Source organism: Kamptonema animale CS-326, from assembly GCF_028330895.1.
GTDB lineage: Bacteria > Cyanobacteriota > Cyanobacteriia > Cyanobacteriales > Microcoleaceae > Kamptonema > Kamptonema formosum.
Window position 1 is genome coordinate 1 of record NZ_JAQMUA010000390.1, and the last position, 24340, is coordinate 24340.

Annotated in this window: 26 protein-coding genes; 16 read left to right on the forward strand and 10 right to left on the reverse strand. The window is 42.9% G+C overall.

Annotated features, from left to right (window positions below; all coding sequences use genetic code 11):
- The first annotated feature begins 117 nt into the window (after positions 1-117).
- The gene (locus PN499_RS22845; RefSeq protein WP_272034918.1) at positions 118-966 is read left to right on the forward strand and encodes an acyl-CoA desaturase; all 849 of its coding nucleotides are present in this window, start codon (positions 118-120) and stop codon (positions 964-966) included.
- Between the two features lie 134 nt (positions 967-1100).
- Here the strand turns inward: PN499_RS22845 and PN499_RS22850 are convergent, their stop codons facing one another.
- From PN499_RS22850 to PN499_RS22865, 4 genes are all read right to left on the reverse strand, one after another.
- Entirely contained in the window at positions 1101-1733 is a 633-nt protein-coding gene (locus PN499_RS22850) for a DUF416 family protein (protein ID WP_272034920.1), read from the reverse strand.
- Positions 1734-1770: 37 nt separating this feature from the next.
- On the reverse strand, positions 1771-2511 hold the full coding sequence (locus PN499_RS22855; RefSeq protein ID WP_272034922.1) for an HhH-GPD family protein: 741 nt from the start codon (positions 2509-2511) through the stop codon (positions 1771-1773).
- 20 nt (positions 2512-2531) lie between these two features.
- Positions 2532-3161 (reverse strand): DUF416 family protein, encoded by a 630-nt coding sequence (locus PN499_RS22860; protein WP_272034924.1) that lies wholly within the window; start codon positions 3159-3161, stop codon positions 2532-2534.
- Positions 3162-3231: 70 nt separating this feature from the next.
- On the reverse strand, positions 3232-4146 hold the full coding sequence (locus PN499_RS22865) for a hypothetical protein (protein WP_272034925.1): 915 nt from the start codon (positions 4144-4146) through the stop codon (positions 3232-3234).
- Between the two features lie 540 nt (positions 4147-4686).
- Between PN499_RS22865 and pds the strand changes: the two genes are divergently transcribed.
- The 10 genes from pds (at position 4687) to PN499_RS22915 (ending at position 12844) form a co-directional block, all read left to right on the forward strand.
- Complete coding sequence (gene pds / locus PN499_RS22870) at positions 4687-6108, forward strand: 15-cis-phytoene desaturase (RefSeq protein ID WP_272034956.1); 1422 nt, start codon at positions 4687-4689, stop codon at positions 6106-6108.
- A 34-nt stretch (positions 6109-6142) separates the two neighbouring features.
- Positions 6143-7072, forward strand: coding sequence for a 15-cis-phytoene synthase CrtB (gene crtB, locus PN499_RS22875; RefSeq protein ID WP_007357653.1), 930 nt, complete (start codon positions 6143-6145; stop codon positions 7070-7072).
- A gap of 68 nt (positions 7073-7140) precedes the next feature.
- Entirely contained in the window at positions 7141-7464 is a 324-nt protein-coding gene (locus PN499_RS22880) for an EamA family transporter (RefSeq protein WP_272034928.1), read from the forward strand.
- On the forward strand, positions 7455-7793 hold the full coding sequence (locus tag PN499_RS22885; RefSeq protein ID WP_272034959.1) for a hypothetical protein: 339 nt from the start codon (positions 7455-7457) through the stop codon (positions 7791-7793). The genes PN499_RS22880 and PN499_RS22885 overlap by 10 nt, the downstream gene beginning before the upstream one ends.
- Complete coding sequence (locus PN499_RS22890; RefSeq protein ID WP_272034957.1) at positions 7705-8034, forward strand: DMT family transporter; 330 nt, start codon at positions 7705-7707, stop codon at positions 8032-8034. Before PN499_RS22885 ends, PN499_RS22890 begins: the two co-directional genes overlap by 89 nt.
- A 12-nt stretch (positions 8035-8046) precedes the next feature.
- Positions 8047-8604, forward strand: a complete 558-nt coding sequence (locus tag PN499_RS22895) for an SLOG cluster 4 domain-containing protein (RefSeq protein WP_272034929.1) — start codon at positions 8047-8049, stop codon at positions 8602-8604.
- Between the two features lie 74 nt (positions 8605-8678).
- Positions 8679-10316 (forward strand): NAD(P)/FAD-dependent oxidoreductase, encoded by a 1638-nt coding sequence (locus PN499_RS22900; RefSeq protein ID WP_272034930.1) that lies wholly within the window; start codon positions 8679-8681, stop codon positions 10314-10316.
- 196 nt (positions 10317-10512) lie between these two features.
- Positions 10513-11130, forward strand: a complete 618-nt coding sequence (locus tag PN499_RS22905) for a GTP cyclohydrolase II (protein WP_272034931.1) — start codon at positions 10513-10515, stop codon at positions 11128-11130.
- A 95-nt stretch (positions 11131-11225) separates the two neighbouring features.
- Positions 11226-12134 (forward strand): orotidine-5'-phosphate decarboxylase, encoded by a 909-nt coding sequence (pyrF, locus tag PN499_RS22910; RefSeq protein WP_272034933.1) that lies wholly within the window; start codon positions 11226-11228, stop codon positions 12132-12134.
- Positions 12134-12844 carry an SDR family NAD(P)-dependent oxidoreductase gene (locus PN499_RS22915; RefSeq protein ID WP_272034935.1) on the forward strand — a complete coding sequence of 237 codons (711 nt, stop codon included), beginning with the start codon at positions 12134-12136 and terminating at the stop codon, positions 12842-12844. Before pyrF ends, PN499_RS22915 begins: the two co-directional genes overlap by 1 nt.
- On the opposite strand, the gene PN499_RS22920 is transcribed toward PN499_RS22915, so the two are convergent.
- From PN499_RS22920 to PN499_RS22930, 3 genes are all read right to left on the reverse strand, one after another.
- Positions 12841-14319 carry an MFS transporter gene (locus PN499_RS22920; protein WP_272034937.1) on the reverse strand — a complete coding sequence of 493 codons (1479 nt, stop codon included), beginning with the start codon at positions 14317-14319 and terminating at the stop codon, positions 12841-12843. The genes PN499_RS22915 and PN499_RS22920 overlap by 4 nt on opposite strands.
- 365 nt (positions 14320-14684) lie before the next feature.
- Positions 14685-15233 (reverse strand): RNA recognition motif domain-containing protein, encoded by a 549-nt coding sequence (locus PN499_RS22925; protein ID WP_272034939.1) that lies wholly within the window; start codon positions 15231-15233, stop codon positions 14685-14687.
- Between the two features lie 1245 nt (positions 15234-16478).
- The gene (locus tag PN499_RS22930; protein WP_272034941.1) at positions 16479-19196 is read right to left on the reverse strand and encodes a zinc metalloprotease HtpX; all 2718 of its coding nucleotides are present in this window, start codon (positions 19194-19196) and stop codon (positions 16479-16481) included.
- A gap of 343 nt (positions 19197-19539) precedes the next feature.
- On the opposite strand from PN499_RS22930, the gene PN499_RS22935 reads away from it, so the two are divergent.
- The 4 genes from PN499_RS22935 (at position 19540) to PN499_RS22950 (ending at position 21724) form a co-directional block, all read left to right on the forward strand.
- Entirely contained in the window at positions 19540-19668 is a 129-nt protein-coding gene (locus tag PN499_RS22935) for a hypothetical protein (RefSeq protein ID WP_272034943.1), read from the forward strand.
- Positions 19669-19883: 215 nt separating this feature from the next.
- Positions 19884-20156, forward strand: coding sequence for a hypothetical protein (locus PN499_RS22940; protein WP_272034945.1), 273 nt, complete (start codon positions 19884-19886; stop codon positions 20154-20156).
- Positions 20153-20851, forward strand: coding sequence for an energy-coupling factor ABC transporter ATP-binding protein (locus PN499_RS22945; protein WP_272034947.1), 699 nt, complete (start codon positions 20153-20155; stop codon positions 20849-20851). Before PN499_RS22940 ends, PN499_RS22945 begins: the two co-directional genes overlap by 4 nt.
- A gap of 27 nt (positions 20852-20878) precedes the next feature.
- The gene (locus tag PN499_RS22950) at positions 20879-21724 is read left to right on the forward strand and encodes a Tab2/Atab2 family RNA-binding protein (RefSeq protein ID WP_272034958.1); all 846 of its coding nucleotides are present in this window, start codon (positions 20879-20881) and stop codon (positions 21722-21724) included.
- Positions 21725-21772: 48 nt separating this feature from the next.
- Here PN499_RS22950 and PN499_RS22955 read toward each other — a convergent pair whose 3' ends face one another.
- Positions 21773-21979, reverse strand: a complete 207-nt coding sequence (locus tag PN499_RS22955) for a hypothetical protein (protein WP_272034949.1) — start codon at positions 21977-21979, stop codon at positions 21773-21775.
- A gap of 215 nt (positions 21980-22194) precedes the next feature.
- On the opposite strand from PN499_RS22955, the gene PN499_RS22960 reads away from it, so the two are divergent.
- On the forward strand, positions 22195-23082 hold the full coding sequence (locus PN499_RS22960) for an S-methyl-5'-thioadenosine phosphorylase (protein WP_272034951.1): 888 nt from the start codon (positions 22195-22197) through the stop codon (positions 23080-23082).
- A gap of 343 nt (positions 23083-23425) precedes the next feature.
- Here the strand turns inward: PN499_RS22960 and PN499_RS22965 are convergent, their stop codons facing one another.
- Positions 23426-23587: a hypothetical protein gene (locus tag PN499_RS22965; RefSeq protein WP_272034953.1), complete on the reverse strand. Its 162-nt coding sequence runs from the start codon at positions 23585-23587 to the stop codon at positions 23426-23428.
- 6 nt (positions 23588-23593) lie between these two features.
- Positions 23594-24043: a hypothetical protein gene (locus PN499_RS22970; RefSeq protein ID WP_272034955.1), complete on the reverse strand. Its 450-nt coding sequence runs from the start codon at positions 24041-24043 to the stop codon at positions 23594-23596.
- Positions 24044-24340: the final 297 nt, after the last annotated feature.

A 24340-nucleotide genomic window follows, 5' to 3' on the forward strand; every position in this document is an offset into this window, starting at 1 on the left:
CTTTCGCATACAAGAAAAGAGGGCTAAAGCCCAACTACGTACCTCCTACAAAAGCGAGATTCTTCGTCTGACGCACCCTAAAATACGTTATCTTTTTGTGTGGTTGAGGAAGTATTAATGACATCGAATGATTTGTCGATATCACCGGAACAAGAACCAAATCTAGATTGGACAGCCGTTGTATTTTTCGCTAGTATTCATGGTCTAGCATTACTAGCTCCCTGGTTTTTTTCCTGGTCAGCTTTAGGTGTAACTTTGTTTTTACACTGGTTTTTTGGTAGTATTGGTATCTGCTTAGGTTATCATCGCTTGTTAAGCCATCGCAGTTTTCAGGTTCCCCAATGGCTGGAATATACGATCGCAATTATTGGTGCTTTAGCACTTCAGGGTGGGCCGATTTTTTGGATTGCCGGACACCGACTGCACCATGCCTTTACCGAAGATGAAATCAAAGATCCCTACTCTGCCCGTCGAGGATTTTGGTGGAGTCATATGTTGTGGATTTTCTATCCCTATTCAACATTTTTCGACTATGAAAAGTATCAGCGCTTTGCCCCTGACTTAGCACGAGATCCGTTTTATCGTTGGCTGAATCGCAACTTTTTACTGCTGCAAATTCCTCTGGCACTGTTACTTTATGCAGTAGGTGGATGGTCTTTTATTATCTGGGGTATGTTTGTGAGAGCGGTTCTGCTTTGGCATAGTACCTGGTTCATTAATTCTGTTACTCATCTTTGGGGATATCGTAGTTTTGAAACTAATGATAATTCCCGTAATCTTTGGTGGGCGGCAATTCTCACCTACGGCGAAGGGTGGCATAATAATCATCACGCTCATCCTAATGTGGCAAAAGCTGGTTGGCGTTGGTGGGAAATTGATATTACTTGGTGGGCAATTTGGTTAATGAAGAGTTTGGGATTGGCGCGGAAAGTTATTATGCCGCCTGTTCCAGTGACGGATAAGTAGTAGTATATTGTAACGATCGGTTGACGGGAGAAAAATGTCAACCGATCGTTTTATAGCAAATTTTTGCTATTTACAGATGTTCCGCTTTGTGTGAATTAAAAAGTTTATTTTTCATAGTACCTCTAAGCTTTCGCTCAAGATAAATCGATTAAACTTCTACCGCCGTTGTTGAAAGAGGTGCGGAGCGATTCTAGAAATTCTCGGTCTAAAGTTTCGACTTCTTTCAAGCGTTGAATGTCTTCTTTCTCTTTAGCTATTTCTCGGAGCGTAAATGGATGTTTTGATATCTCTTCAACTTGCACTTTCCACGATTTTTGTAACCAATCTTGTTCTGTAATTTCTTTTTCAATATCAAGAAATCCAAAAATTGTGTCTCCTACAACTTTTACTACTTTAATAATGGCTTCTATATTGTCCGAATCGAGACAAGCTTTTAACGTGCTTGAAATCGCCACTACCGCTAAATGGGATTCGGCGCTATACCGTGATTCAAGAACGTAATCACCAGGAACGATCGCTTCTTGACAATTTCTTATTAGTAGCTTGATTATCTCGACTTCAACTGCTTTACCCTGTAAAATCTGCCAGACTTCATCTAGAGAGGTTCTGAGAATGGAAGGATTTCCCTCACCTTCCTCTCTTGCAAAGGCATAGTAATTTGGAAGCATTCTCTCGCAAATCGAAGCTGCGAAAGCAATCCTGTGTAAAGGCGGTAATTTTTCAAGTTCTTTTTCTAGTACGTCTAAATTGTAAAAGTCTAGATTCATTTAGTCAATTACCACTTTGCTCTTAAATGAAGGAGAATTAATTATTAAATTGAGACGAAAAATCAAAAACACGAGTAATGATTGTATCGTAGTTTAAATCTACAACAGCTTGGCAGCGATCGCGCAGCGGACAATCTCCACAACGTGGCTTTTTAGCCGTGCAAACTGTCGCTCCGAAATCCAATAGCGTCAAGTTCCACTTTCCCACCTCTGTATCGGGGGCGACTTGTTCTGCTGCCTTCCAGAGCAGTTGGCAGCGCGATTTCACTCGATTGCCAAGCAAACCGAAAAAGCGCTCGAAAATACGAGCGACGTTGGTATCGAGGACGGCTTTTGGCTGTCCAAAAGCATTGGCACAGATGGAACGCGCCGTGTACAAGCCAACTCCGGGGAGTTTGAGTAATTCGGCTTCTGATTCCGGGATTTTACCAGAGTACCGTTCGACGATTATCTGCACCGATTCGCAAAGCCTTTGAGCTCGAAAGTGCAAACCCAAAGGTTGCAACAGGCAAGCAACATCTTTAACTGGCGCTACGGCTAGAATCTCCAAGGTAGGATAGCAAGAGATAAAAGTTTCGTAAACGGGACTGGCTGTTGAGGCTCCGGTTTTTTGCAGTAAGAATTCAGCAATAAAGATAGAATAGGGGTCGGTGGTACGCCGCCAAGGGAAATCCCGCAAGTTATCCAAAGCCCAAGTTTGTAGCTGATGGCGGAACCAAGCAATATTTGCTGCTTCGAGATGTTCCGCTTTGTGTGAATTAGAAAGTTTGCTTGTCATAGCTGCTTATAAGCTTTCATTCAAGATAAATCGATTAAACTTCTGCCGCTGTTGTTGAAAGAGGTGCGGAGCGATTCTAGAAATTCTCGGTCTAGGGTTTCGACTTCTCTCAAGCGCTGTAGGTCTTCTTGTTCTTTAGCAATTTCTTGTTTGGCCAGCGCGTGGCTAGAAACATATTCCTCTTGTTCTTGCAGGGATTTTTTATACCAATTGGGATCGGCATCATCTTTTCTACTTGTAAGGAAACCGTTGATAATATCTCTGACAAATTCCATTACATCAATAAAGTGCTGTGAGTTGCAATCAATACAAGCTTCTAGAGTCGAACGAATTGCCGAGCAGGTTAGTTGTGCTTCAAAATCATATCGGGATTGCATAACATAATCTGAATGAGGTGCTGCGTTTTCACAATCATCAATGAGTTGACGAATTTTTGCTTCATCCACAGGTTTTGCTTGCAACACTTCCCAAACTTCATCCAGAGCAATTCTGAGTGACGTAGGATCGCCCCAACCTTCTTGTTGCGAAAAAACATTGTAAATCGGAAGCATTCTCTCGCAAATCGAAGCTGCGAAAGCAATCCTGTGTAAAAGTGGTAATTTTTCAAGTTCTTTTTCTAGTAAGTCTAAATTGTAAAACTCTAGATTCATTTAATCCATTACGACTTTGCTATTAAATTTACCTGTTCCCACTCTCGATCGAAAAGCAGTAATAATCGCATCAGTTTTGATCTCCAAACCTAGATAATAATTCTTCACGGGATAACTGCAAGAGTAAAGGAGCCAACTCCTCCGGCGGTAAAGTCAATAATGGTGATATCATTGTTGCTAATTGCTCATCTAAGGAACCAAAGCGCGACGTTAGTAGATTTTCTATCAGGCGGCGTTGTCCCTCTTGGATTCCCTCTTGCATCCCCTGCTGTTGTGCTTCTTGTTTTGCCTGTTCCAATTGTTGATCGAAAAGTGGTGATAATCGCATAATTAACTCCTGATCTTCTACATCTTTATTGGTCGTAACTTGTAACTCTGCCCTTAACCGATTGAGCATGGTTAAAGCATTTTTTCGGAATGGATGCGACACTGGAAGTGATTCTATTTCCGCGATCGCCTGCTTCTGAACATTACCTTTACCCAAAATCCTCAACCATAGAGTTTCTGGGGTACAAGGTAATTGGTGAATGACAACGATCGCACTCCTGAGTTCCGGTGCCATCAAGTAAACTCCCGGCAACCACTCTGGTTCTAATATAGCACGAAAGCCCGACAACACTGCTACTGATGCGGTAGGTGTAAGTATCCACAATCTTGGTAAGACTAAATCGGCAACTTCTTTGGGATTGCGAGCAGTTTCACGGTAATATTTGCGTCTAATTTCTAACTCTTTTGATAGACAATCGCAAATTTCTTGGGGTGTGACTGGATTGCGAAATGGTTCTAAAATACACGGAGTTTTTGCTAATCTTCCTAATAATCCTAAAAGTTCGGGATTCCCTTGGTTAATAGATGCTGGCTCAAACCAAACATCTATTTCTCTGACTTCCGCACTAATACTACGAGGCGCTTGTACTGTGCCAAAAGGACTTAGTAATTCTTCTAAGTAATCTTTAGCAAATTTGTCGTGAATAAATCGAGTCATAATAAGAAGGAAGAGGGAAGAGGGAAAAAGTTTTAGTTATCGCAGTTAACATTTAATCATTATTGGACTTACGCAAAGAAACCGGGTTTCTATGAAAAATTGTTAGTTTATTAACGAGAGATTTACGAAGAAACCCGGTTTCTAACTTCGGTTTGCGTAAGTTAAGTAGGTGGACATAAATAAACGCTATAAATTGTAAATTGTAAGGTGGGCGCTCGCTGCAACCATCTTCTATGAGTTACAGGTTTTTTGCGGCGATCGCCCACCCTACGTTTAATTATGTCCGACTACTTAAGTCATGTTTTAAACGCTTCATCCCTAAATCAAATTTTATAAGCTTGGTACACACAAATAGTAATTTGTCAACAGCCAAAACTAATAAATTTTTCCTAATCTTTTACCTTGCTATCCACGATCGCGTTAACCCAGCGTAGGCTTAGCCAGGGGTCGGCATCGCACCTTCTCCACCATTTCCTGAAAAAATGTAACAACTTGTAAACTATAATGAGACGGAATCAAACACAGAGGGCAAAGCGTCAAATGCGAGTTGCGATCGCGGGAGCAGGTTTAGCAGGACTTTCCTGCGCCAAATATCTCACAGACTCAGGGCACACCCCCATCCTCCTAGAACGGCGGGACGTGCTCGGCGGCAAAGTAGCGGCCTGGAAAGATGCTGACGGCGACTGGTACGAAACCGGCCTCCACATCTTTTTTGGTGCCTACCCAAATATGTTGCAGCTATTCAAAGAGCTCAACATCGAAGATAGACTCCAATGGAAAGATCACACCATGATCTTTAACCAACCAGAAACCCCCGGAACCTACTCGCGTTTCGACTTTCCCGACATCCCCGCACCCTTCAACGGCGTAGTAGCTATCCTTGGCAACAACGATATGCTCACCTGGCCAGAAAAAATCCGTTTTGGCATAGGCTTAATTCCCGCCATGCTCAAGGGTCAAAACTACGTCGAGGAAATGGATAAATATTCCTTCTCTGAGTGGCTGAAACTGCAAAACGTCCCCCCCAGAGTCGAAAAAGAAGTCTTTATTGCCATGTCCAAAGCTTTAAACTTCATCGATCCCGACGAAATCTCTTCAACAGTAATTCTCACAGCCCTCAACCGCTTTCTGCAAGAGAAAAACGGCTCAAAAATGGCCTTCTTAGACGGTTCTCCCACCGAGAGATTGTGCCAGCCAATAGTAGATTACATCTGCGATCGCGGCGGTGAAATTCGACTCAACGCCCCCATCAAAGAATTTTTACTCAACAGTGACGGAACCGTTAGCGGCTTCCTGATTCGCGGATTAGACGGAACCCCCGACGAAATTCTCACCGCCGATGCCTACGTTTCCGCCATGCCAGTTGACCCCCTCAAAGTCATGCTCCCAGAACCTTGGCGGCAAATGGAATACTTCAAAAAGCTAGATGGCTTAGAAGGAGTACCCGTAATTAATGTACATTTATGGTTTGACCGTAAACTTACCGACATCGATCACTTGCTATTTTCGCGATCGCCCCTACTCAGCGTCTATGCCGACATGAGCAACACCTGCCGCGAGTACGCCAACCCCAACCGCTCAATGCTGGAGTTAGTATTAGCACCAGCCAAAGATTGGATTAACAAATCCGATGCCGAAATTGTCGCCGCGACAATGGCCGAACTCGAAAAACTCTTCCCCGACCAAATCCCCCAACCCGCAAAACTGTTAAAATCCCACGTAGTCAAAACTCCCCGCTCAGTTTACAAAGCAACCCCCGGTCGCCAAGAGTGCCGTCCCAACCAAACCACACCCATAAGCAATTTCTATCTAACGGGGGATTATACGATGCAACGTTATCTTGCGAGTATGGAAGGGGCCGTACTTTCTGGTAAGCTGACAGCGCAGGCAATAGATAGCGATCGGCGCATCGAGGTAGGCGGTCAGCCCAAACCAGTGCTGAGTGAAACTCTTGCAAGCTGATAGCTAGATCCTGAGCCTGAGAGCTGAAAAAAGAATGCTGCAACTGTCAAAATCCCAGTGCATGAGAACTCTGGCCTCTGTGGAGGACTCCTACGAACTCTGTCGTCAGATCACGGAGAAATACTCCAAAACCTTTTATTTAGGCACTCAGCTAATGCCCGAAGCCAAGCGTCGGGCAATTTGGGCTATTTATGTCTGGTGCCGCCGCACGGATGAACTCGTGGACGGGCCGGGAGCTAGCGAAACTACGCCGGAAACCCTCGACCACTGGGAAGCACATCTAGAATCTCTATTTGCCGGCCACTGTCTAGACGACTTAGACGTTGCCTTCGTAGATACCATTTCCCGCTTCCCCCAGGATATCCAGCCGTTTCGGGACATGATTGCAGGTCAGCGCATGGATCTGTACCGTTCCCGTTACGCAACCTTTGAGGAACTAGAACTTTACTGTTACCGTGTGGCGGGAACGGTAGGTTTGATGTCCACTGCGGTAATGGGGGTGGAGAAAACCAAATCAGCGGCTAGCTGGAATTGGCACTGGGATGCGAGAAGTCCCTCTGAAGAAGCGATCGCCCTGGGAATTGCCAACCAACTCACCAATATCCTCCGGGATGTGGGAGAAGACGCTCGTCGCGGTCGGATTTACATCCCCTTAGAAGAGTTAGCCCTGTTTAACTATACTGAGGAGGATTTATTTAACGGTGTCGTTGACGAACGCTGGCGGGAATTAATGCGTTTTCAGATCGGCCGCGCTCGCAAGTTTTATGCTAGTGCAGAACGGGGAATCAAGGTTCTTAGTCCAGATATCCGCTGGCCTGTGTGGGCGGCAATGATGCTATACAGCCAAATTCTGGACGCGATCGAGCGTAATAATTACGATGTTTTTCAGAAACGAGCTTTCGTTTCTAAACCCCGGAAAATGCTTTGTTTGCCCCTAGCTTTTCTAAGGTCAAAGGCGCTTTAGTTAGTGACACGACGTAATTGCTAATTGCTAATTGCTAATCGCTAAACTCGTTTATATTACGGCAGAAATTGAAACAAATTGATTCAGAAACAGTAGGGCTAGCCTACGGATTTCTTGGTGTCCTAATATTTAGTCTGACACTGCCGGCAACTCGTCTGGCAGTGGCTGAAATCGATTCAACTGTTGTCGGGTTAGGGCGTGCGATAGTAGCTTCATTGTTGGCAATTATTTTACTCAAAATCACTCGGCAACCTTTACTATCCCGCAAACATCTATCCAGTTTATGCGTGGTAGCGGCTGGTGTGATTGTCGGATTTCCCCTACTTTCAGCTTGGGCAATGCGTTGGTTGCCAGCTTCTCATGGCGCGATCGTGCTAGGATTTTGCCCTTAGCTACCGCTATAGCAGGAGCCTTGAGAACGGGCGATCGCCCAACAACCCCATTCTGGCTGTGTAGTGGTATTGGTAGTGCTATTGTTGTCTTGTTTACGGTAATCACAGGAGATGGAACTTTACAGATAGCTGACCTCGCCTTACTGGGTGCAGTTGTTGCTGCTGCTGTGGGCTATGCCGAGGGGGGGACACTTATCCCGCCAGTTGGGGGAATGGCAGGTAATCTGCTGGGCATTAGTTCTGTCTGCTCCATTTTTGGTCGTGCCTGTGGCGATCGCGATCCTCCAACACGGCCTTCACGCCTCATGGTCAGCATGGTTAGGCTTTAGCTATGTCAGTGTATTTAGTATGTTTCTGGGGTTTTTTGCTTGGTATCATGGACTAGCGATCGGCGGCGTAGCACGAGTTAGTCAAATGCAGCTTTTACAGCCGTTCTTGACTATTTTTGCTTCAGCATTATTTCTACAAGAACAGATTACAATGTTTACTATCGCTATAGCTTTGCTCGTTTTGATAATGGTTGCATTGGGCAAAAAAGCTACAATTAGATCTTCTATAAAACCAATTTAGTTGATTTTTATTATGAAAAAGATTGGTGTTTTTGGTTCGGCTATAGATACCGAAGATTCTGTCAATCAAAAAGCCAGAAAAGTTGGAGAGCAAATTGCTATAACCGGCAATTGTATTATCACAGGAGCCTGTACTGGCATTCCCCTACAGGCTGTACTGGGAGCTAAGAGTTTAGGCGGATATTCTATCGGATTCTCCGCTACATATTCTCCAGATCATCATCTCGCAGTGATGGAAACGCCTTTAGAATTATACGATGAGATAGTTTGGATACCCCAAGATTATAAGCACAAAGATAATGCAGCCGTTTGTCGCAAATATAGAAATGTTTCATCTGTGGCAGACTCTGATGCAGCTATCTTTATTAGTGGACGTTGGGGAACTCTCAATGAGTTATCAAATGCCTATGACATGGGTAAACTAATTGGGATTTTAAGTGATACTGGAGGCATGACAGAATATATTGAAATATTAATGGAAGCCTTGAAGAAGAAAACAAGTAGCCAAGTAATATTTGATAATGAACCGGAGAATTTGGTCAATCAGATTTGTCAAAAAATGACAGAATGATTTGCAATTCCTATGCTACAATAAAATCAAGATTCCAGTCACACAGAACAAAACTGTTTGAGCGATCTAAAAATATGCAAGTACAAAGCCAACTGAACGCTAAGAAAGTATGCTCCTCAGAAGAGAACCAGTTTGATGTTGGCATTGTGGGGTCTGGTATTAGTGGCAGTATCCTAGCCGCAATTCTTGCTAAGCATAATGTTCGTGTGTTGCTTATTGATGCAGATAGTCATCCGAAATTTGCAATTGGGGAATCAACCGTACCCCATACCTCGAAGATGTTAGAATTGATGGGCGATCGCTATGGCGTTCCCGAACTCAAAAATCTTGCTACCTTTCAAGATATTCGTCAAAAGGTAACATCGTCTTGTGGTATTAAACTGGGTTTTGGATTTGTCTATCACCGCCAAGAGGAAGACCAAAATCCTCAACAAGTTACTCAAACTTTAATTCCCGGACAACCGGAGAACCACTGGTATCGGCAGGATATTGATTCCTATATGTTTCATACTGCCATACGTTATGGGACAGAATGCCGACAGAAAACAAAAATTATCGACATAAATATTGACGAGCAAGGTGTTGACTTAAAAACAGAACAAGGAGAAAAATTCAGAGTTAAATATTTAGTAGATGGCAGCGGTTATCGTTCTCCCTTAGCTCAAAAATTTGATTTGCGGGAAACGCCAACTCGCATGAAAACTCACTCTCGTACTGTGTTTACTCACATGGTTGGTGTAAAACCTTACGAGGACTGCGTACACCCTAAAAATGTACTCGATCAGCCTGTATCCTGGTCTCAGTGTACGCTGCATCACATCTTTGATGGTGGCTGGATGTGGGTAATTCCTTTCAACAACCATAAAGATGCTACCAACCCTTTGTGCAGCGTTGGTTTGTGCTTGGATTCTCGACGCTTTCCTAAAAATGACACACCACCTGAAGCAGAATGGAAGCAGTTTCTCGCCAGGTTTCCTTCGATCGCGAAACAATTTGAAGAAGCGAAACCAGTGCGGAGTTGGACTTCCACTTCTCGCCTACAATATTCTGTCAAAAAATGCGTGGGCGATCGCTATTGCCTGACATCTCACGCTGCTGGTTTTATCGATGCGCTTTTTTCGAGAGGACTTGCTAATACCACCGCGATTATTGATGCCCTTGCTAATAGAATTTTGCAAGCTGTTGCCGACAACGATTTTTCAACAGAGCACTTCGAGTATATAGAACAGTTACAGCAGAATACTATCAATTATAACGATCAATTGGTTAACTGCTCATATATCTCGTTTAGAGACTTCGATCTTTGGAATGCTTGGTTTCGGATGTGGTATCTCGCTGTAGGTTTGGGTGGTTTGAGGTTAGGAATGATGCACAAAAAATTCATTATAACTGACGATCCTTCAGCCCTACCTGATGCCCATGAACCCTTGGGTTTATTTAATATAGATCCGAAGAATGAAGAATTTAGAAAATTATGGGATGCTGCTGTTGCTATTGTGGAATCGGTAGATACAGGAGAGACTGCACCAAAAGATGCCGCACAAAAAATTATGACTATGCTCGATCTGGCTGACTTTTTACCTCCAGCTTTGAGGTTATCTGACCCCAGTAAGCGTTATATAGATTTTACAACTGATGACATTAATCTGCACTTCCTTTCGTGGAAAACATTTTCTACCCGTTCGGAAATGGAAGCAATCTATAGCATTTGAAATAGTAGGCCGGACTTAGGCAAGTGTCACGATCGAATCAAGTTGTAGGGTGCGTCAGACGAAGTTATGGATTGATATAATCAGGGTTTCGGTGTCTGACGCACCGACTCTATGTGCCAGTTGTATAACTCTTATTATGGTGCATAATCGGTAGATATTTTGTCAGATTTAGAGCTATTAGCTCAGGAAATTTAGCATGACTACATCGCCGACAATAGTGGATAAAGTTCTTGGTATATCGTTATTATTTAAGGAAAAAATTAACCTGTTAATGGGAGGTTATAAAATAAGAATGGATGGAGTTGAGACAGAGCATGGAGTTATTTATAAAGGCAATATTGAAAATCCTGAAGAGCCAATTTTATTGCGAATTAATTCCGCTTGCTACACAAGCGATATTTTTGGCTGTCAAAGATGCGACTGTAATTGGCAACTCATGCGAGCAATTGATATGATCGATCGCTCAGAAAATGGTTTAATTATATATCACTTTAACCACGAAGGGAGAGGTGCCGGATGGACAAATAAATTAAAAACTTATGCGCTTATGGAAGAAAGAAATTATACGACGTTTGAGGCTTTTTCACATTTAGGTATTCAAGCAGATCAGCGGAGTTATTATCCGGCTATTTTGATTTTGAAGGATTTGAATATCAAGGCGGTAAACCTGATTAGCAATAATCTTGAAAAAGAGAAAATTTTAATCGCCAATGGTGTTAAAGTAAATCAAAGAGTACCTTTGGTTAGTCACAAAAAAGAATGGCAAAAATATTTAATATCAAAAAAAAGTCAATTTGGCCATGACATTCAATGATAGATTATTTAGTGAGAGTGTTTTTTAAAGTAGGTCAGTGATTTTTTTGATCTAAAGTAGTTAGTGTTCAATCAAGATATTCTGGAAAGTAAACTATGCAATTTAGCGATCGCCTTGTAGAAAAAATTACCCAAACGAGTAATATAGTAGTTGGAATCGATCCGAATTTTGATTTAATGCCAAAGGCTATCCTTCCAGCTAACGGCGATTCTCAAGCTGTTACAAATGCCTTAGTTAATTTTGCAAAACTGGCGATTGATACTGCCTACAATTTGATTCCAGCAGTCAAGTTTCAATCTGCCTATTTCGAGCAATTTGGTAGTGCAGGTATAAAGGCTCTAGCTCAATCTATTGAATATGCTAGAAATCAAAAACTTTTAGTGATTTTGGATGCGAAAAGAGGAGATATCGGTTCCACCTCACTTGCCTATGCTCAAGCATATTTAGAAGGAAAGACAAAATTAGCAAATGGATTGACAATTGAGTCGGATCTAGAAGTAGATTGTATCACGATTAATCCATTTTTAGGAGACGACAGTTTAGAGCCATTTGTAGAAACGGCTATTAAATGTAATAAAGGTTTATTTATTTTGGTGAAAACCTCAAATCCTGGTTCCCAAATGATTCAAGATCGAGTTGTGAATGGAAAAACTATTTCTTACTATTTAGCAGAATTAGTTAATCAATTAGGCAAAGATAGTATTGGCAAAAGTGGTTACAGTTCCATCGGTGCTGTGGTAGGTGCTACATTTCCTGAACAAGCAAAACAATTAAGGGAAATCATGCCGAATGCCATCTTTTTAGTGCCAGGAGTAGGAAGCCAAGGTGGTAAAATCGAAAATACATTCATCAATTTTAATCCTGATGGTCAGGGTGCGATCGTACCAATTTCTAGGGGGATAACCTATTTCTCAAACCTAGATATGTCTTTAGAAGAATATCAGTTTTCAATGCGAAAAAAAGTTGAGTATTTTGTTGAAATTACGAAAAAATCTGGTAACTAATGAAAGATAATTTACTTGTAATATTGGGTGTGCAAGGAGCGTTAGGTTCCGCGATCTCCTGTCGCGAAGATTTGAATGCCGATATTCTTGGTATAGATATACTACAAGCAACTTGTCTTGAAAATTTAAGTTACTATCTTGCCTGTGATTTTAGCAACAAAAGTCAAATTGGAGCAACGATAAATACACTTCCTGTTTTTAACTATAAGAAAGTTATTTTTGTTAGTTGTATTGGTAAGTTTGGTGACGAAACATTTAACTCTTCCAGTTTTGAAGAAGATAGTTTATATGAAAATATTCAAGTTAATTTGGTAGGTATTGCTCATTTTATGATTGCGGCCATTAAAAGGTGTCTAACCCAAAATATTCCCACGCGAGTAATCATAGTTGGTTCGGCGGCGGCTTATGTTGGAAGTAGAGATATCGCCTATGGAATTGCTAAAGCCGGACTCAATGGATTAGTATTAAGTTTATCGAAGTCATTGTCTAGTCAGAATTCGGTGATTATTGGAGTCAATCCAGGAATATTTGAATCTACAATGTCCCAAGGGGTGTCTTCTGAGAGACAATCTCAGGCGATCGAAACTACGCATATTAAGCGAAAAGGAAGATTAGAAGAAATTGCGAACTTCGTGACTTATGTTGCCTTTGATGCACCTGATTATCTGACAGGCTCCATATTAAATATCAATGGAGGACAGTATACTTAAGATGTTGTAACAACAGGTTTCTCCACTTTCTCTAACACCCAGAAGACAGATATTACAATTACTAAAGCTACCATAATTATTGCAGCGGTGCGAAAAGTAGCCTGCACTCCAAAAACTAATGCCTCAACAGGTGCATTTGTGACATCTTTAACATCAATTCCAGATAGCTTAGCTGTAGCAATCGTAACAGTTGAAAACAAAGCACCCAAAATTGCTACGCCACTCATATGTCCCAATGTCCGCGACAAAGACAACAACCCAGAAGTGATGCCTAAGTATTCCTTTGACACTGCTCCCATTACAGCGCTATTGTTGGGGGCGTAGAACATTCCCATCCCTACCCCTACAGGAATCATCCGCACAATATAACCCAACGAAGTCAACTCGCTATTAAAAGTCGCGATCGCCAAATACCCAAATGCCATCAAAATCAATCCAATTAAGCTGATAATTCGCTCTCCCAATCGATCGGATAGCATTCCACAAATCGGTGAAATTAGCCCATTTAGCATAGGCTGCACCGCCATTAACAAACCCACTTGGCTGGCAGGATAATGCTTCACTAATTCCAAAAAGAAAGGGATGATAAAAATTACACCTGTGAGGGCAAGATAAACGATTAAATTCATTAATAGATTAAGCGATAACTCTAGCGATTCAAAAATTTTCAGATTGAGTAGCGGTGCTTTAATGCGAGATTCTATCACCAAAAAACAGGCTAAGCTGATGGCAGCCAAAGTGAATAAAATCAGCACTTTGATACTACCGAAACCTTGGTTTTGAACTAAAGTTATGCCGAGTGCAAAGCAAGATAAGCTGATTGCCATCAACAACGCGCCAATCCAATCAAAGGGTTGTGACTCTTTAGTAATAATCTCTTTGGGTACAACTCTAAGAACAATCCAACTGGCAATTACACCAATCGGTACATTCACCCAAAATATTAAAGGCCAGTCCCATAAATTAATTAATATTCCTCCTACCGTTGGGCCGATGGCAATTGATATGGCAAAAATTCCGGCTATAATACCGAGTGCTTGTCCCCGTTGTTTTTCAGGAAATATTTCTGTAATAATTGCCGTACCTAATGCAGCAATAAACACAGCTCCTATGCCTTGAACGACTCTAAAGCCAATCAAAAAACTAACATTAGGTGCTAGTCCGCATAGCAGGGAACCCAGTGTAAACAAGAGCATTCCAGTCAGGTACAACAGCTTTTTACTGTACATATCACCCAACCTACCCACAGCTAACACAAAAACGTTGAGCATCAGTAAATAACCGATCGCTACCCATTGAATGGTAATAAAGTTAGTGTGGAATGATTCAACTAATGTTGGTAGGGCGAGGGTAACGATGTGGATATCCAAACCAAACATAAACACACCAGTCCCAATCCCGAAGAGTGCCCACCATTTTTCAGAAGCTTTTGGTTCTGAGTGGATCTGTAAAGTTTGTTTTTCCTTATTTTGCATGGCACTAAAACTAATTATTTATCAGACTTTGTGCCATTTTTTCAGTCCACTACTAACTTAAGGCTGCACAGTTTAAGGCTTGCTAACCAGAAATAGGAGATGGAAAAAGGCTGCTACCTTGAACACTGATTCAGGAATTACTCGCGATCGCATCTACCTAAGTTTACACAGGGTGCGATGTTCTTCTGTGCTTAGTTTTAGCCGTAAAGGAGTTGGTATTTTTTAATCTCTGTCAATTAAGAACCAAGATTTTTGTGGATTTATCCCAAAAATCTTGTCCTTAATAATCCCCGTGTCTGGAGACCGGGGAGTGTCAACCCAAGTCTAGAGCTGAAGTTCTCGCGCTATCCTCTGCGATCGCAGTTTTAGGTATTAGTTTGAGCAGCCGCCAGCCGTTGCTTGAGTTCTTCCAGAGCACTAGCCCAGCGAGGATCTGGCTGCACCGAACCAGAATCGGCAGTATAGCTAGTTGCTGCACCCGCACCCCGGCGTGACTTATTATCGCCACCCCGCCGACGACCGCCGCTTTTACCACCGCCACCACCGCCACCGCCACCGGTAGACGGCGCAGAACGCTGCTGTGGAGGTTGTTGTTGCGATTGAGGCTGAGACTGGGACTGCTGCTGAGGCTGATCTTCATCACCCTTTTCACCTTTGCCCCCCTTAGACCGAGGCAATGCCTTTTCAATCTTGAGGGGATTTTCCTTGAACATAAAGCCGTTGTATTTTTCAATTACTTGATCGGCTTGTTCGTCAGTAGCTACCGTCACAAACCCAAAACCCCGACATTTGCCAGTTTTGCGATCGGTGATCACCTTAGCAGAAACCGATTCGCCTTCCTCAGCAAAAACTGCTTGCAGTTCTTGGCGTTCGAGTTCTTTAGGGAGATTGCCTACATAGAGACGAATAGACATGAAATATTCCTCCAGACTTGGACTGTAATTAGTTTGCTAGAAAATCATTACCTGAAGTCAACAGAAAGTTAACTGCAAGGCAGCATGACCAAACCGCAGAAACTGCGCGTTCATCTAACCAAGGTTGACACCGCACCTCACTTTGTAAAAAAAGATGATTAACTCTTCTTACCCCTGCACTTGGCAACCAAGGCAGAGAATTTTTAACTGTAAGGTTGTTGTGTAAACTTGTGGTCATCACTTAAAAACTGAGGCTAGATATTAGTTCTGCGTTATTTGCTTCCCGTGTTGATGCAGAATTTTTATAGCCAGGACTGTAGAAATTAATTTCCAACGATTTCAAGTTCAAGTAACCCGGATTTGACACTTCCACCCCTATAAGGAGATGGAATTATTAGGAAGTTTCGCTCCTAATACCCCTAAAGCTGCTGGTTCCTGGGCGCAATCCTTTTGCCAAAAATGGCGGTCTGCTATCCTTGCCTTGCAGCAAGCTCCTCAAGCGTGACTTCCTCTCAGTCCCAGGGCAGGTTTTTAAGACTAGACTTGTCTAATTGGATTTTAGCAAAATGGGATGGACGGCTACTAAAGTAACAGCGCCTACCCTACCCCAGTCGGGGCATTGCTCGCGGTGGTCAAGATTTGTCACTACTCAGTTTAGTACGATGAGGGACACAACGACTAAATTTTTTTAGAGTAAGTAACTTCATCTCTAACCAAATGCTAAATTCAATTTTTGAACTCTGGTATCCCTTGAGCTGGGTAGGACAGCGTTCAACTATCCTATTAAAGGTATCACAGCCTTGAGGACACAGCTACCTGTAGCCAAGATTTCAATCTTAAGTTAAGGCTAGGTAGTTTTAAGTGCTTAGCAATTTAACTCTAAATGCGAGTAGCTAAAAAAACAGCCGACAGGTGCGGCTGGCTAAACTTACTGTGTTGGGAGGTTGACAATTTGTACGTGATACCTTAATGGCTATAACCTATAGAGGGCATACCGTAGTCTGGGTCAATCAATTTCATGTAACTAAATGTAACACTCGATCGGTAAAATTGCAACTTTTCTTTACATAAGGAAGAGGAGAGAGGCGGGGGAGCACAGAGGACAGGGGAGAGAGGGAGCAAGGCTGATCAGGGAGAAATAAGGAAAAGGAAATAAGGAAGGGGTAATTTCTGACTGTTTTAACTCAAAACTCAAGGCTTAGGGCGGGCACGGGGGCACCGCCCCTACAAAACAAAACTCAAAACTTATATCCCCGATCTGCCGGTATTAAAGATGATGTAGGCTCCCCAAAGAGCCGCAGCGAAGGCTAAAATCGTAGACCAGATGGGATGACCGCTATAGCTGGTTCTGCCACCTTCAGTCCGTAAGTTTTCCAGATCGATCGCCACAGTCGGCCCTCGTCTGAGCCATCCAGTAGCAATAACTGATTTTCCGATTAAATCCGAGGGACGGGTTGGTACTGGCCAAAGATTGCCAATCGGGCCGAGTATGGACAGATGGTGTAATTTCACTAAGCCAGTGGCAGTTTCCAGAATTAAATCCTGTCCCAGCCAATTGTTGATGCCGCTTCTACCGAGGAGTTTGCCTTGGAGTTGGACAGGCTGGCTATCTAGAGGTAAAGCTTCTGAGTTAGATAATATCTCTGTTATTGTTGGTTCCGCCGTCGCCGAGGGTTTAATGTCTGGGAAGAAGTAGTTGATGCGGATGAAAGTGCCGAGGCTAAAGCCAATGGGTAAGCAACCGATCAGAATGCCGCGATCGCCTTTAAGCCAATCCAGTTGCCAAATGTCAAAGAGAGAGAAAATCCACCCGATCGACCAAATCCCGATAACGATCGCTAAACTCATGGGAATGCCGAAGAAAGGAGCACCTTGCAACAGCAGTTTTGGTAATTGGTAATTGGTAATTGGGAATTGGGAATTGGTAATTGGTAAGCGAGAATTGCGCTTCTGTTCCCCTGCTGGCTTGGTTGCTAAATCTAGTTCTGGGTCTAGTTTCCAGTGCTGGGCATAGAGGGTTAATAAGTGTAAGCGTTCTCCGATTAAAGGATGGGTATTACTGACTTCTAACCACTTGCGGTAAGGGTTGTGTATATCCCATTGTAAAAGGGTTTCCAAAGGGGCTAGTGATGCGGTAGAACCAAGTGTGACGGCTTGTTTGACACCCAAGGGTGTCAAAAATTCAAAGCCTTCGAGTAGAGGACAAATTTGCTGCTGTTGGCGGACATCTTCAGCAATACCGATCGCCATTTTTGCGATCGCGCGAGTCAAAGCATTAGGATTACCTGTAATTTCAGCCGCGAGGCGATCGCTATAATAAACTCGTCGCCGTGATAGCCACAAAACGGGCCACCGCAGCAGCCAAAAGATGCCATAACTGGCTGACGAAATAGCGATCGCCACCCCCCGCAGAAAAGGTATTAGAAATCCTCGAACAGATATAGGAATATTTGGCAAATCTTTGGCTCGATCTCCCCAATATCCAGCTTGCCAGTAGATAGTATAGGGAATTTGAATCACCATTGTTGCTAGGGACATTACTACAAAATCCCAGTGAACGATATGCCCCAACTCGCGGGCAAAAACAACAGCAATTTCATCTTCTGAAAGTTGTTCTAACAATCCCTGACTAACTACAATTCTGGCGAATCGGGGTAAGCAACCATAAGTCATAGCGATGGGAACGCTAGTCGGCAAAACTTTTATAGTAGGTACTGGCAAGTCTCTTTTTCGGCAAAAACTTCGCAGTACCCCATTAGCTTCTTTACTATAATTAAATAAGCTGGTCATGGGTAGCGGTTGCAAGCCGTGAAACTGCTTTAATAGTGCGTCCATTAACCAGGGCGAGAAAACTAAGAGCAACCCAAATGTGAATTGTAAAAATGGGGCGGGGTTGAGATTAAAAAGCGGAATTGGTTTCAATAAAGGAATCTTTGTTAATAGATAAAAGTGAAGTAATAGAGCATTGACAGTAGTTAGGAGAAATTTCACAACTGTGAGTGTCACCCAAAATAGAGCGAGTCCAGTTGCTATCTGTTCCAACCCAAAACGACCAAATTTTAGGGGTTTGAGGGGTCGCCATTTCTGAGCGCGATCGCTCTTTCGCCAAGTTAATTGATAGCTACTACTTTCAGTGCTATAGTCTGTTGCCAAATTGGGATTATGCTCGCGACTTTGTTCTTCCTCTGGTGAGCCTTGTAAACTCTCCGAAGTATCGAGAAGATGGGAGTCAATATCAGCATCGCCTTTGAGAGATATTGGCGGCGTTATATCTGTATCATTCTGCTTAGAAACCTTAATATTAGGGACTTGGGAAGTTGCTGAGGGCGAGGAAACGACATTCTGTTTAATGACTTTACTGGGAACAGTTGGTAGCGCAGTCGCATCGAAGGGGACAAATCCTGTTAAGTCAGCTTGTGCTGTTGTTTCAGAAGCAGAGGTAGTTATCGGTGGAGATGCGATCGCTGGAGATTCAAACGGAATAAAACCAGTTTCAACTGGGGATATTTCTTCTGAATCTGGCAATTCTAAAACTAAACTCCCCGCTTCTTGCTTTTCCTCGCTCCCCCGCTCCTCCGCTCCCCTGCTCCCCCGCTCCCCCGCTCCCTCGCTCCCCTGCTCCCTCGCTCCCCCGCTCCCTCGCTCCCCTGCTATCTTTGGTGGATTACGCTTGACTAAATCTTTTAATGTTTTGGAGGCCCAAGCTTTTGCTTGACTGTTGGAACTTTTAGTTAAAGCGGAACAGAGTGCGATCGCGTCTTTGACTTTCCCAGTCTTTTTATAAGCAATCACCAATCCCATCTGTGCCCGCAAACCCGATCGCTGATTTGCCTCTGCTTTGGCAATGGCTTCTAGATGTGCGATCGCGCTGGGGTAATCTTTTGCTTTCAAAGCAGCTAAACCATCTTCCAGAGAGGGTTTAATAGATGAATCTGGTAGAGGGGGATTGGTAGGAGATGCCATGAAAGTCACTTTGATAGCGTCTTTTCCAAGATAGCCTAGACCTTAAAATTTGTAATAGTCATCAAATATTTTTTTACCCCAAGTGGAAGCGCGAACAGAGTTTCACTTTCTGCTTGGACTGTTTCAATTAGCGTTCTTCCTTTCTTTCCTAGAGGGAACCTTACCCAATTGCCGACTATTTTTAAGGCTTTTCCCGGATAGGAGATTTGATACCTTCCCCCTTTAGTCCTATATTTTAGCAATCTCGGTTTTTGCTTAGGTTCTCCTTTCTTGGCTAGCTTTTCTAAAGCTCTAAAAGAGCTAAAGGATTCGGCAACAGACTTTAACGATAACTGAGAGCGCTGTGATTGTAGACTTCACCGGAGAAGATAGAATTACTTTGGCTGATGACAACACTTTTGGCAATCTAACACAGACCGTAAATGTAGGGTTTGGACTAGGAGCGATCGCGTCAGCAGCAAAAGAAAGTTAGAGAGTTAATGGCAGGGTATCCCCTACCACTTCTGTCGGGTAAGGTTCCAGCCTCACCGCTCTCCCCTCATGAAATGGCTCAATCCCAGTCAGGGATACAGTATGCTTGACAGTCGCTCCTCCTTCTTACTGCTGGAGAACTCCCTATTTACCCCTACTCTGCTCCTCTGCACCTATACTTAAGGTTAGGATCTCCAGTTAAATTTTTTAAAGCGAATGTTCACTATCGATATCATTGTCAAGTCTACGCCTGTCTCGCTCTCGGTGCAAAGGAAGTCAGCGGATGATGCTGATGTTGTTTATCAGCAGGTTCTAGAGGCGATTCGCGCTACTCAACCCCAAGTGCTCGAACTTACCTGCGAGAAAAATCCTGAGAAAAAAGTTGCTGTCCTGAGCAGTGAGATTTCGGCCGTGGTGGTATCTCAAAAATCTGGTGCATCGGCAACTGGGAGATCGCCTGGTTTTGTTACCCTGACCGCAGCAGAATGAGCGTTTCGGGTACAGATGTAGAGATGGTAGCTCCGGCGATTACCGTGCGCGATTTGTGCTTTAGCTGGCCCAAGGGCGATCGCGTTTTGCAGAATTGCTCTCTAAAGGTTCCCAAGGGCGAATTCTGGATGCTCTTGGGTACAAATGGCAGCGGCAAGTCAACGCTTTTGAGGTTGCTGGCGGAACTATTATCCCCCCAGTCGGGGGAAATTGACATTCAGGGACGGCTGGGTTTTGTCTTCCAAAACCCTGACCACCAGTTGGTAATGCCGACGGTGGGGGCGGATGTGGCTTTTGGCCTGGTGGAGGAAAAGCTGTCGATCGCTCAGGTGCGAGAGAGAGTAGAGGAGGCGTTAGCTGCTGTAAATTTGCTGGATTTGCAGCGGCGGCCGATTTATGCTCTCAGTGGGGGACAAAAACAGCGCATAGCGATCGCAGGTGCGATCGCTCGTCATTGCGAGGTTTTACTATTAGATGAACCTACAGCTTTACTCGATCCTGATTCTCAGTTAGATTTAGTCGCTCAAGTTCAGCGTTTGATCAAAAATCGAGGATTGACTGCTTTGTGGGTCACGCACCGTTTGGATGAATTGAATTATTGTGATGGGGCTTTTTTGTTAGAGAAAGGTGAGGTTGTGGATCGAGGCGATCCTGTAAGATTGAAGCAGCGATTGATGCAAATTCAAGAGGTTTAGCGGCTGAAGTTTGGGCAGAATATGACTATGGTTATTTGGCAAGTTGATTTTTATCGCCGCCCTCTCAAGGATGATGCTGGAGAAAAGTTATGGGAGTTATCGATCTGCGACTTAGACCGCAATTTTACTTTTAGCACTTTTTGCCCTCAATCTCAAGCTAATTCTGTCTGGCTTACCGAACAATTACAACAGGTAAGTCAGGGGAAGAATTTACCAGATTTGATACAAGTATTTAGACCCCAATCTTTGGGTTTAATTGAGTCAGCCGCGCAAGTTTTAGGTATTGAGATAGAAGCGACTCGGCACACTTTTGCTCTCAAACAACTATTAGAAGAACGGGCGAAACAATATCCAAAAATGGTTAATTATACGGGTGAAACTTACAATCCCGTAATGTTAGAGTCACCGCCACCAGTACCTTTACCTGAGAATTTATGGGGCGATCGCTGGCGTTTTGCAGCACTACCCGCTGGCGATATTGAAGATGCTTTTAAAAGCCGTCCTATACCAATTTTAGAGATGCCAGAATTACTATTACCGCTAAATTTAGCATTAGCTTCAACGGTATCTGTACCTGGTGTTATAATTGATGGCGGTCGCCAATCGATGCGATTAGCAAGATGGCTTCAAGCAGCTAAACCAGTTGCTTTAAATTATATTCCCGGTAGTCCCGATGGCTTAATTTTGGAAGCAGGATTAGTTGACAGGTGGATTGTTGCTACTTTTGAAGATCCTGATGTAAAGGCGGCGGGGGAAATTTACCAACAGCGCCAGCAATTAAGTCAGGGATTGCATTTTTTGCTAGTTCAACCTGATGATTCAGGTATGACTTATACTGGATTTTGGCTATTAAATTTTAATCCTCGATCTTGATTATTTTTCATTGCTCTGTCAGCGTAAGAATAATCCCATGCTTCATTTTTATTCAACAACTAAGATAATTCCATTCCGTAGACCTTCAAACACTCGGTTTAGTTGTACCTGATCGCTCTCGCTGAGGGATTGCGTCGAAAGTAGTGCCGATCGCAATAGTCGTTGGTCGATCGACGTAATTTGGCGGAAGGCAAAGATTCGCTCAACGATGTCTTCCACTGAAACTTTGGGGGGGCTGGCATTAGTGGGCATCATTTATCAACACCAAGACAGAACAAAAGTATACAACAGAACTCAGTAGCTTCATTTTTAAAGATTTCGTGAAGCTAAAGCGTGATAGGCAGCAGAAAAGATCGTGACAATTTGCCCTAGCTTAAGTGACAATTATCATTGACAATATACCAAACTTTACTTAAAGTTCACACTTTCAGTACAATACCTGAGTAAAACCAAGGCATCTGGTAGGAATTATGGCTCAAGCAAAAATTGGGATTATTGGTGGCAGCGGACTGTACAAAATGGACGCTCTTAAGGATGTCGAGGAGGTGGAAATTAGTACACCTTTTGGATCGCCTTCAGATGCTCTAATTCTGGGAACGCTAGAGGGAACGCGAGTAGCATTTCTAGCCAGACACGGCCGGAACCATACTCTTTTGCCTTCAGAATTGCCATTCCGAGCTAATATTTATGCCATGAAAAGTTTGGGAGTTGAGTATTTAATCTCAGCTTCGGCCGTTGGTTCTTTGAAGGAAGAGGCAAAACCCTTAGATATGGTAGTACCCGATCAGTTTATTGACCGGACAAAGGAGCGAATTTCTACATTTTTTGGTCAGGGAATTGTTGCTCACATTACTTTCGGCGATCCGGTTTGCGGCGAATTGGCGAAAATATTGGGAGATGCGATCGCATCTCTGAATCTTCCCGATGTCACTCTTCACCGAGGCGGTACTTATATCTGCATGGAAGGGCCAGCTTTCTCCACAAAAGCTGAGTCCAATTTGTATCGTAGTTGGGGTGCAACGGTAATTGGGATGACGAATTTAACAGAGGCAAAGTTGGCGAGAGAAGCTGAAATTGCTTATGCAACTTTAGCCTTAGTTACCGATTATGATTGTTGGCATTCAGATCACGATAGCGTAACTGTAGAAATGGTAATCGCAAATTTGCATAAAAATGCGGTTAATGCTCAAAAAGCTATTCAAGAAACAGTACGACGTTTAAGTAAAAATCCTCCTCATTCTGAGGCACATTCAGCATTAAAGTATGCCATTTTAACTCCGCTAGATAAAGTTCCCCAGGCAACTAAGGATAAGTTGAATTTGCTATTGCAGAAGTATAGCAACCGCCAAGGCGGTTAGAAACTTGGGGCTAGGGGAAGAGAAGGAAAATAGGAGAAAAGTAAGGGCTTGGGTAATTCAGAAAGATCTCCTAACGATCTTGGCGGTTGCTATATTAGGACTTAGGCAAAAAACCCGGTTTCTGACCAAAATCATCGCTTTTGTCGAGAAATATTGACGCAGAAACCCGGTTTTTGACCGCCGTAAGTCCTGTATATGTATTAGCAATAATCCGTCATTGGGAGCAAAGTGAAGCAATCGCCTAGTCTCTGCGATTGCTTCGCTTTGCTCCCAATGACAATAAAGGGTTAGTAAAGCCTGATTTGGTATAAGATTGTTAATCGTCAAGTAAATCCACCTAAACCTAATTAAACATAAGATAAGGATGGCTAAAAAGCTGACTGTATAAACATTCTTCCTTCTCTCCTAGATAACTAAATTTTTCTTCCTTCTTCCTTCTTCCTTCTTCCTTCTTCTTAACTCTTATCTCTTCCATTGGTGGAGATATATCTTTAGCATCAAGCACCAGCTTTTACTTATTAGCAATTTTCAGCTTTTCTTTGATTTCACTTAATACGTTTTCTGCATCAGCAGCGATATAATTAAGTTGGGAGAGAGCATCATACTTAATACCGTCAAGTTCTTGGCTGTAAACCTCCATTTCTTTAGCTAATTTTCCCAGTAGTAGCAAAACCCCTACGACTCCGCTTGTAGATAGCATCAGCAGAATAATTAACCAAGTATTAAAAATCGGTTTTAGCCGTCTAAAAGTGCGATGGACTTCATCTTTAATTGATTGTTGTAGCAGGGTTTGCAATAAGTTATATTTAATATTTTTACTGATTTTTATTTCGCCTAATACTTGATTTTGTATTTTGATATAGCAGTCGCCAATACCATTAGAACATACATCCGTAACGCCGCCTTGTAGGTGGTATTCTAACCGCTCAGAGGGCGGCGTTACATAAGTCTTAATTGTCAAGAAGGTGGCTATAACTATTGGTAACTTTGCTAAAACTAAAAAATTATCAATAGATTTTTTCTGGTGATTTGTTACACTTATTAAGGAGAAAAAAATTGAAAAATATAATGCAAATAAGAATTTTAACATATATGTAGGCAATCTTATTAATTAGCCATTACCAATTACCAAAGAAGGGGCTAGGGGCTAGGGGCTAGGGGCTAGGGACTAGGGAAAGAGGAAGAGAGGGGAAGAAGGGAAGATGTGGAAGGTACCAATTACCAATTACCAATTACCAATTACCAATTACCAATTACC

What these genes read in the sequence shown, in the direction of transcription:
- PN499_RS22845 (WP_272034918.1), top strand. Translation starts at nt 118, where the DNA reads ATGACATCGAATGATTTGTCGATATCACCGGAACAAGAACCAAATCTA.
- PN499_RS22850 (WP_272034920.1), bottom strand. Translation starts at nt 1,733, where the DNA reads ATGAATCTAGACTTTTACAATTTAGACGTACTAGAAAAAGAACTTGAA.
- PN499_RS22855 (WP_272034922.1), bottom strand. Translation starts at nt 2,511, where the DNA reads ATGACAAGCAAACTTTCTAATTCACACAAAGCGGAACATCTCGAAGCA.
- PN499_RS22860 (WP_272034924.1), bottom strand. Translation starts at nt 3,161, where the DNA reads ATGAATCTAGAGTTTTACAATTTAGACTTACTAGAAAAAGAACTTGAA.
- PN499_RS22865 (WP_272034925.1), bottom strand. Translation starts at nt 4,146, where the DNA reads ATGACTCGATTTATTCACGACAAATTTGCTAAAGATTACTTAGAAGAA.
- pds (WP_272034956.1), top strand. Translation starts at nt 4,687, where the DNA reads ATGCGAGTTGCGATCGCGGGAGCAGGTTTAGCAGGACTTTCCTGCGCC.
- crtB (WP_007357653.1), top strand. Translation starts at nt 6,143, where the DNA reads ATGCTGCAACTGTCAAAATCCCAGTGCATGAGAACTCTGGCCTCTGTG.
- PN499_RS22895 (WP_272034929.1), top strand. Translation starts at nt 8,047, where the DNA reads ATGAAAAAGATTGGTGTTTTTGGTTCGGCTATAGATACCGAAGATTCT.
- PN499_RS22900 (WP_272034930.1), top strand. Translation starts at nt 8,679, where the DNA reads ATGCAAGTACAAAGCCAACTGAACGCTAAGAAAGTATGCTCCTCAGAA.
- PN499_RS22905 (WP_272034931.1), top strand. Translation starts at nt 10,513, where the DNA reads ATGACTACATCGCCGACAATAGTGGATAAAGTTCTTGGTATATCGTTA.
- pyrF (WP_272034933.1), top strand. Translation starts at nt 11,226, where the DNA reads ATGCAATTTAGCGATCGCCTTGTAGAAAAAATTACCCAAACGAGTAAT.
- PN499_RS22915 (WP_272034935.1), top strand. Translation starts at nt 12,134, where the DNA reads ATGAAAGATAATTTACTTGTAATATTGGGTGTGCAAGGAGCGTTAGGT.
- PN499_RS22920 (WP_272034937.1), bottom strand. Translation starts at nt 14,319, where the DNA reads ATGCAAAATAAGGAAAAACAAACTTTACAGATCCACTCAGAACCAAAA.
- PN499_RS22925 (WP_272034939.1), bottom strand. Translation starts at nt 15,233, where the DNA reads ATGTCTATTCGTCTCTATGTAGGCAATCTCCCTAAAGAACTCGAACGC.
- PN499_RS22930 (WP_272034941.1), bottom strand. Translation starts at nt 19,196, where the DNA reads ATGGCATCTCCTACCAATCCCCCTCTACCAGATTCATCTATTAAACCC.
- PN499_RS22940 (WP_272034945.1), top strand. Translation starts at nt 19,884, where the DNA reads ATGTTCACTATCGATATCATTGTCAAGTCTACGCCTGTCTCGCTCTCG.
- PN499_RS22945 (WP_272034947.1), top strand. Translation starts at nt 20,153, where the DNA reads ATGAGCGTTTCGGGTACAGATGTAGAGATGGTAGCTCCGGCGATTACC.
- PN499_RS22950 (WP_272034958.1), top strand. Translation starts at nt 20,879, where the DNA reads ATGGTTATTTGGCAAGTTGATTTTTATCGCCGCCCTCTCAAGGATGAT.
- PN499_RS22955 (WP_272034949.1), bottom strand. Translation starts at nt 21,979, where the DNA reads ATGATGCCCACTAATGCCAGCCCCCCCAAAGTTTCAGTGGAAGACATC.
- PN499_RS22960 (WP_272034951.1), top strand. Translation starts at nt 22,195, where the DNA reads ATGGCTCAAGCAAAAATTGGGATTATTGGTGGCAGCGGACTGTACAAA.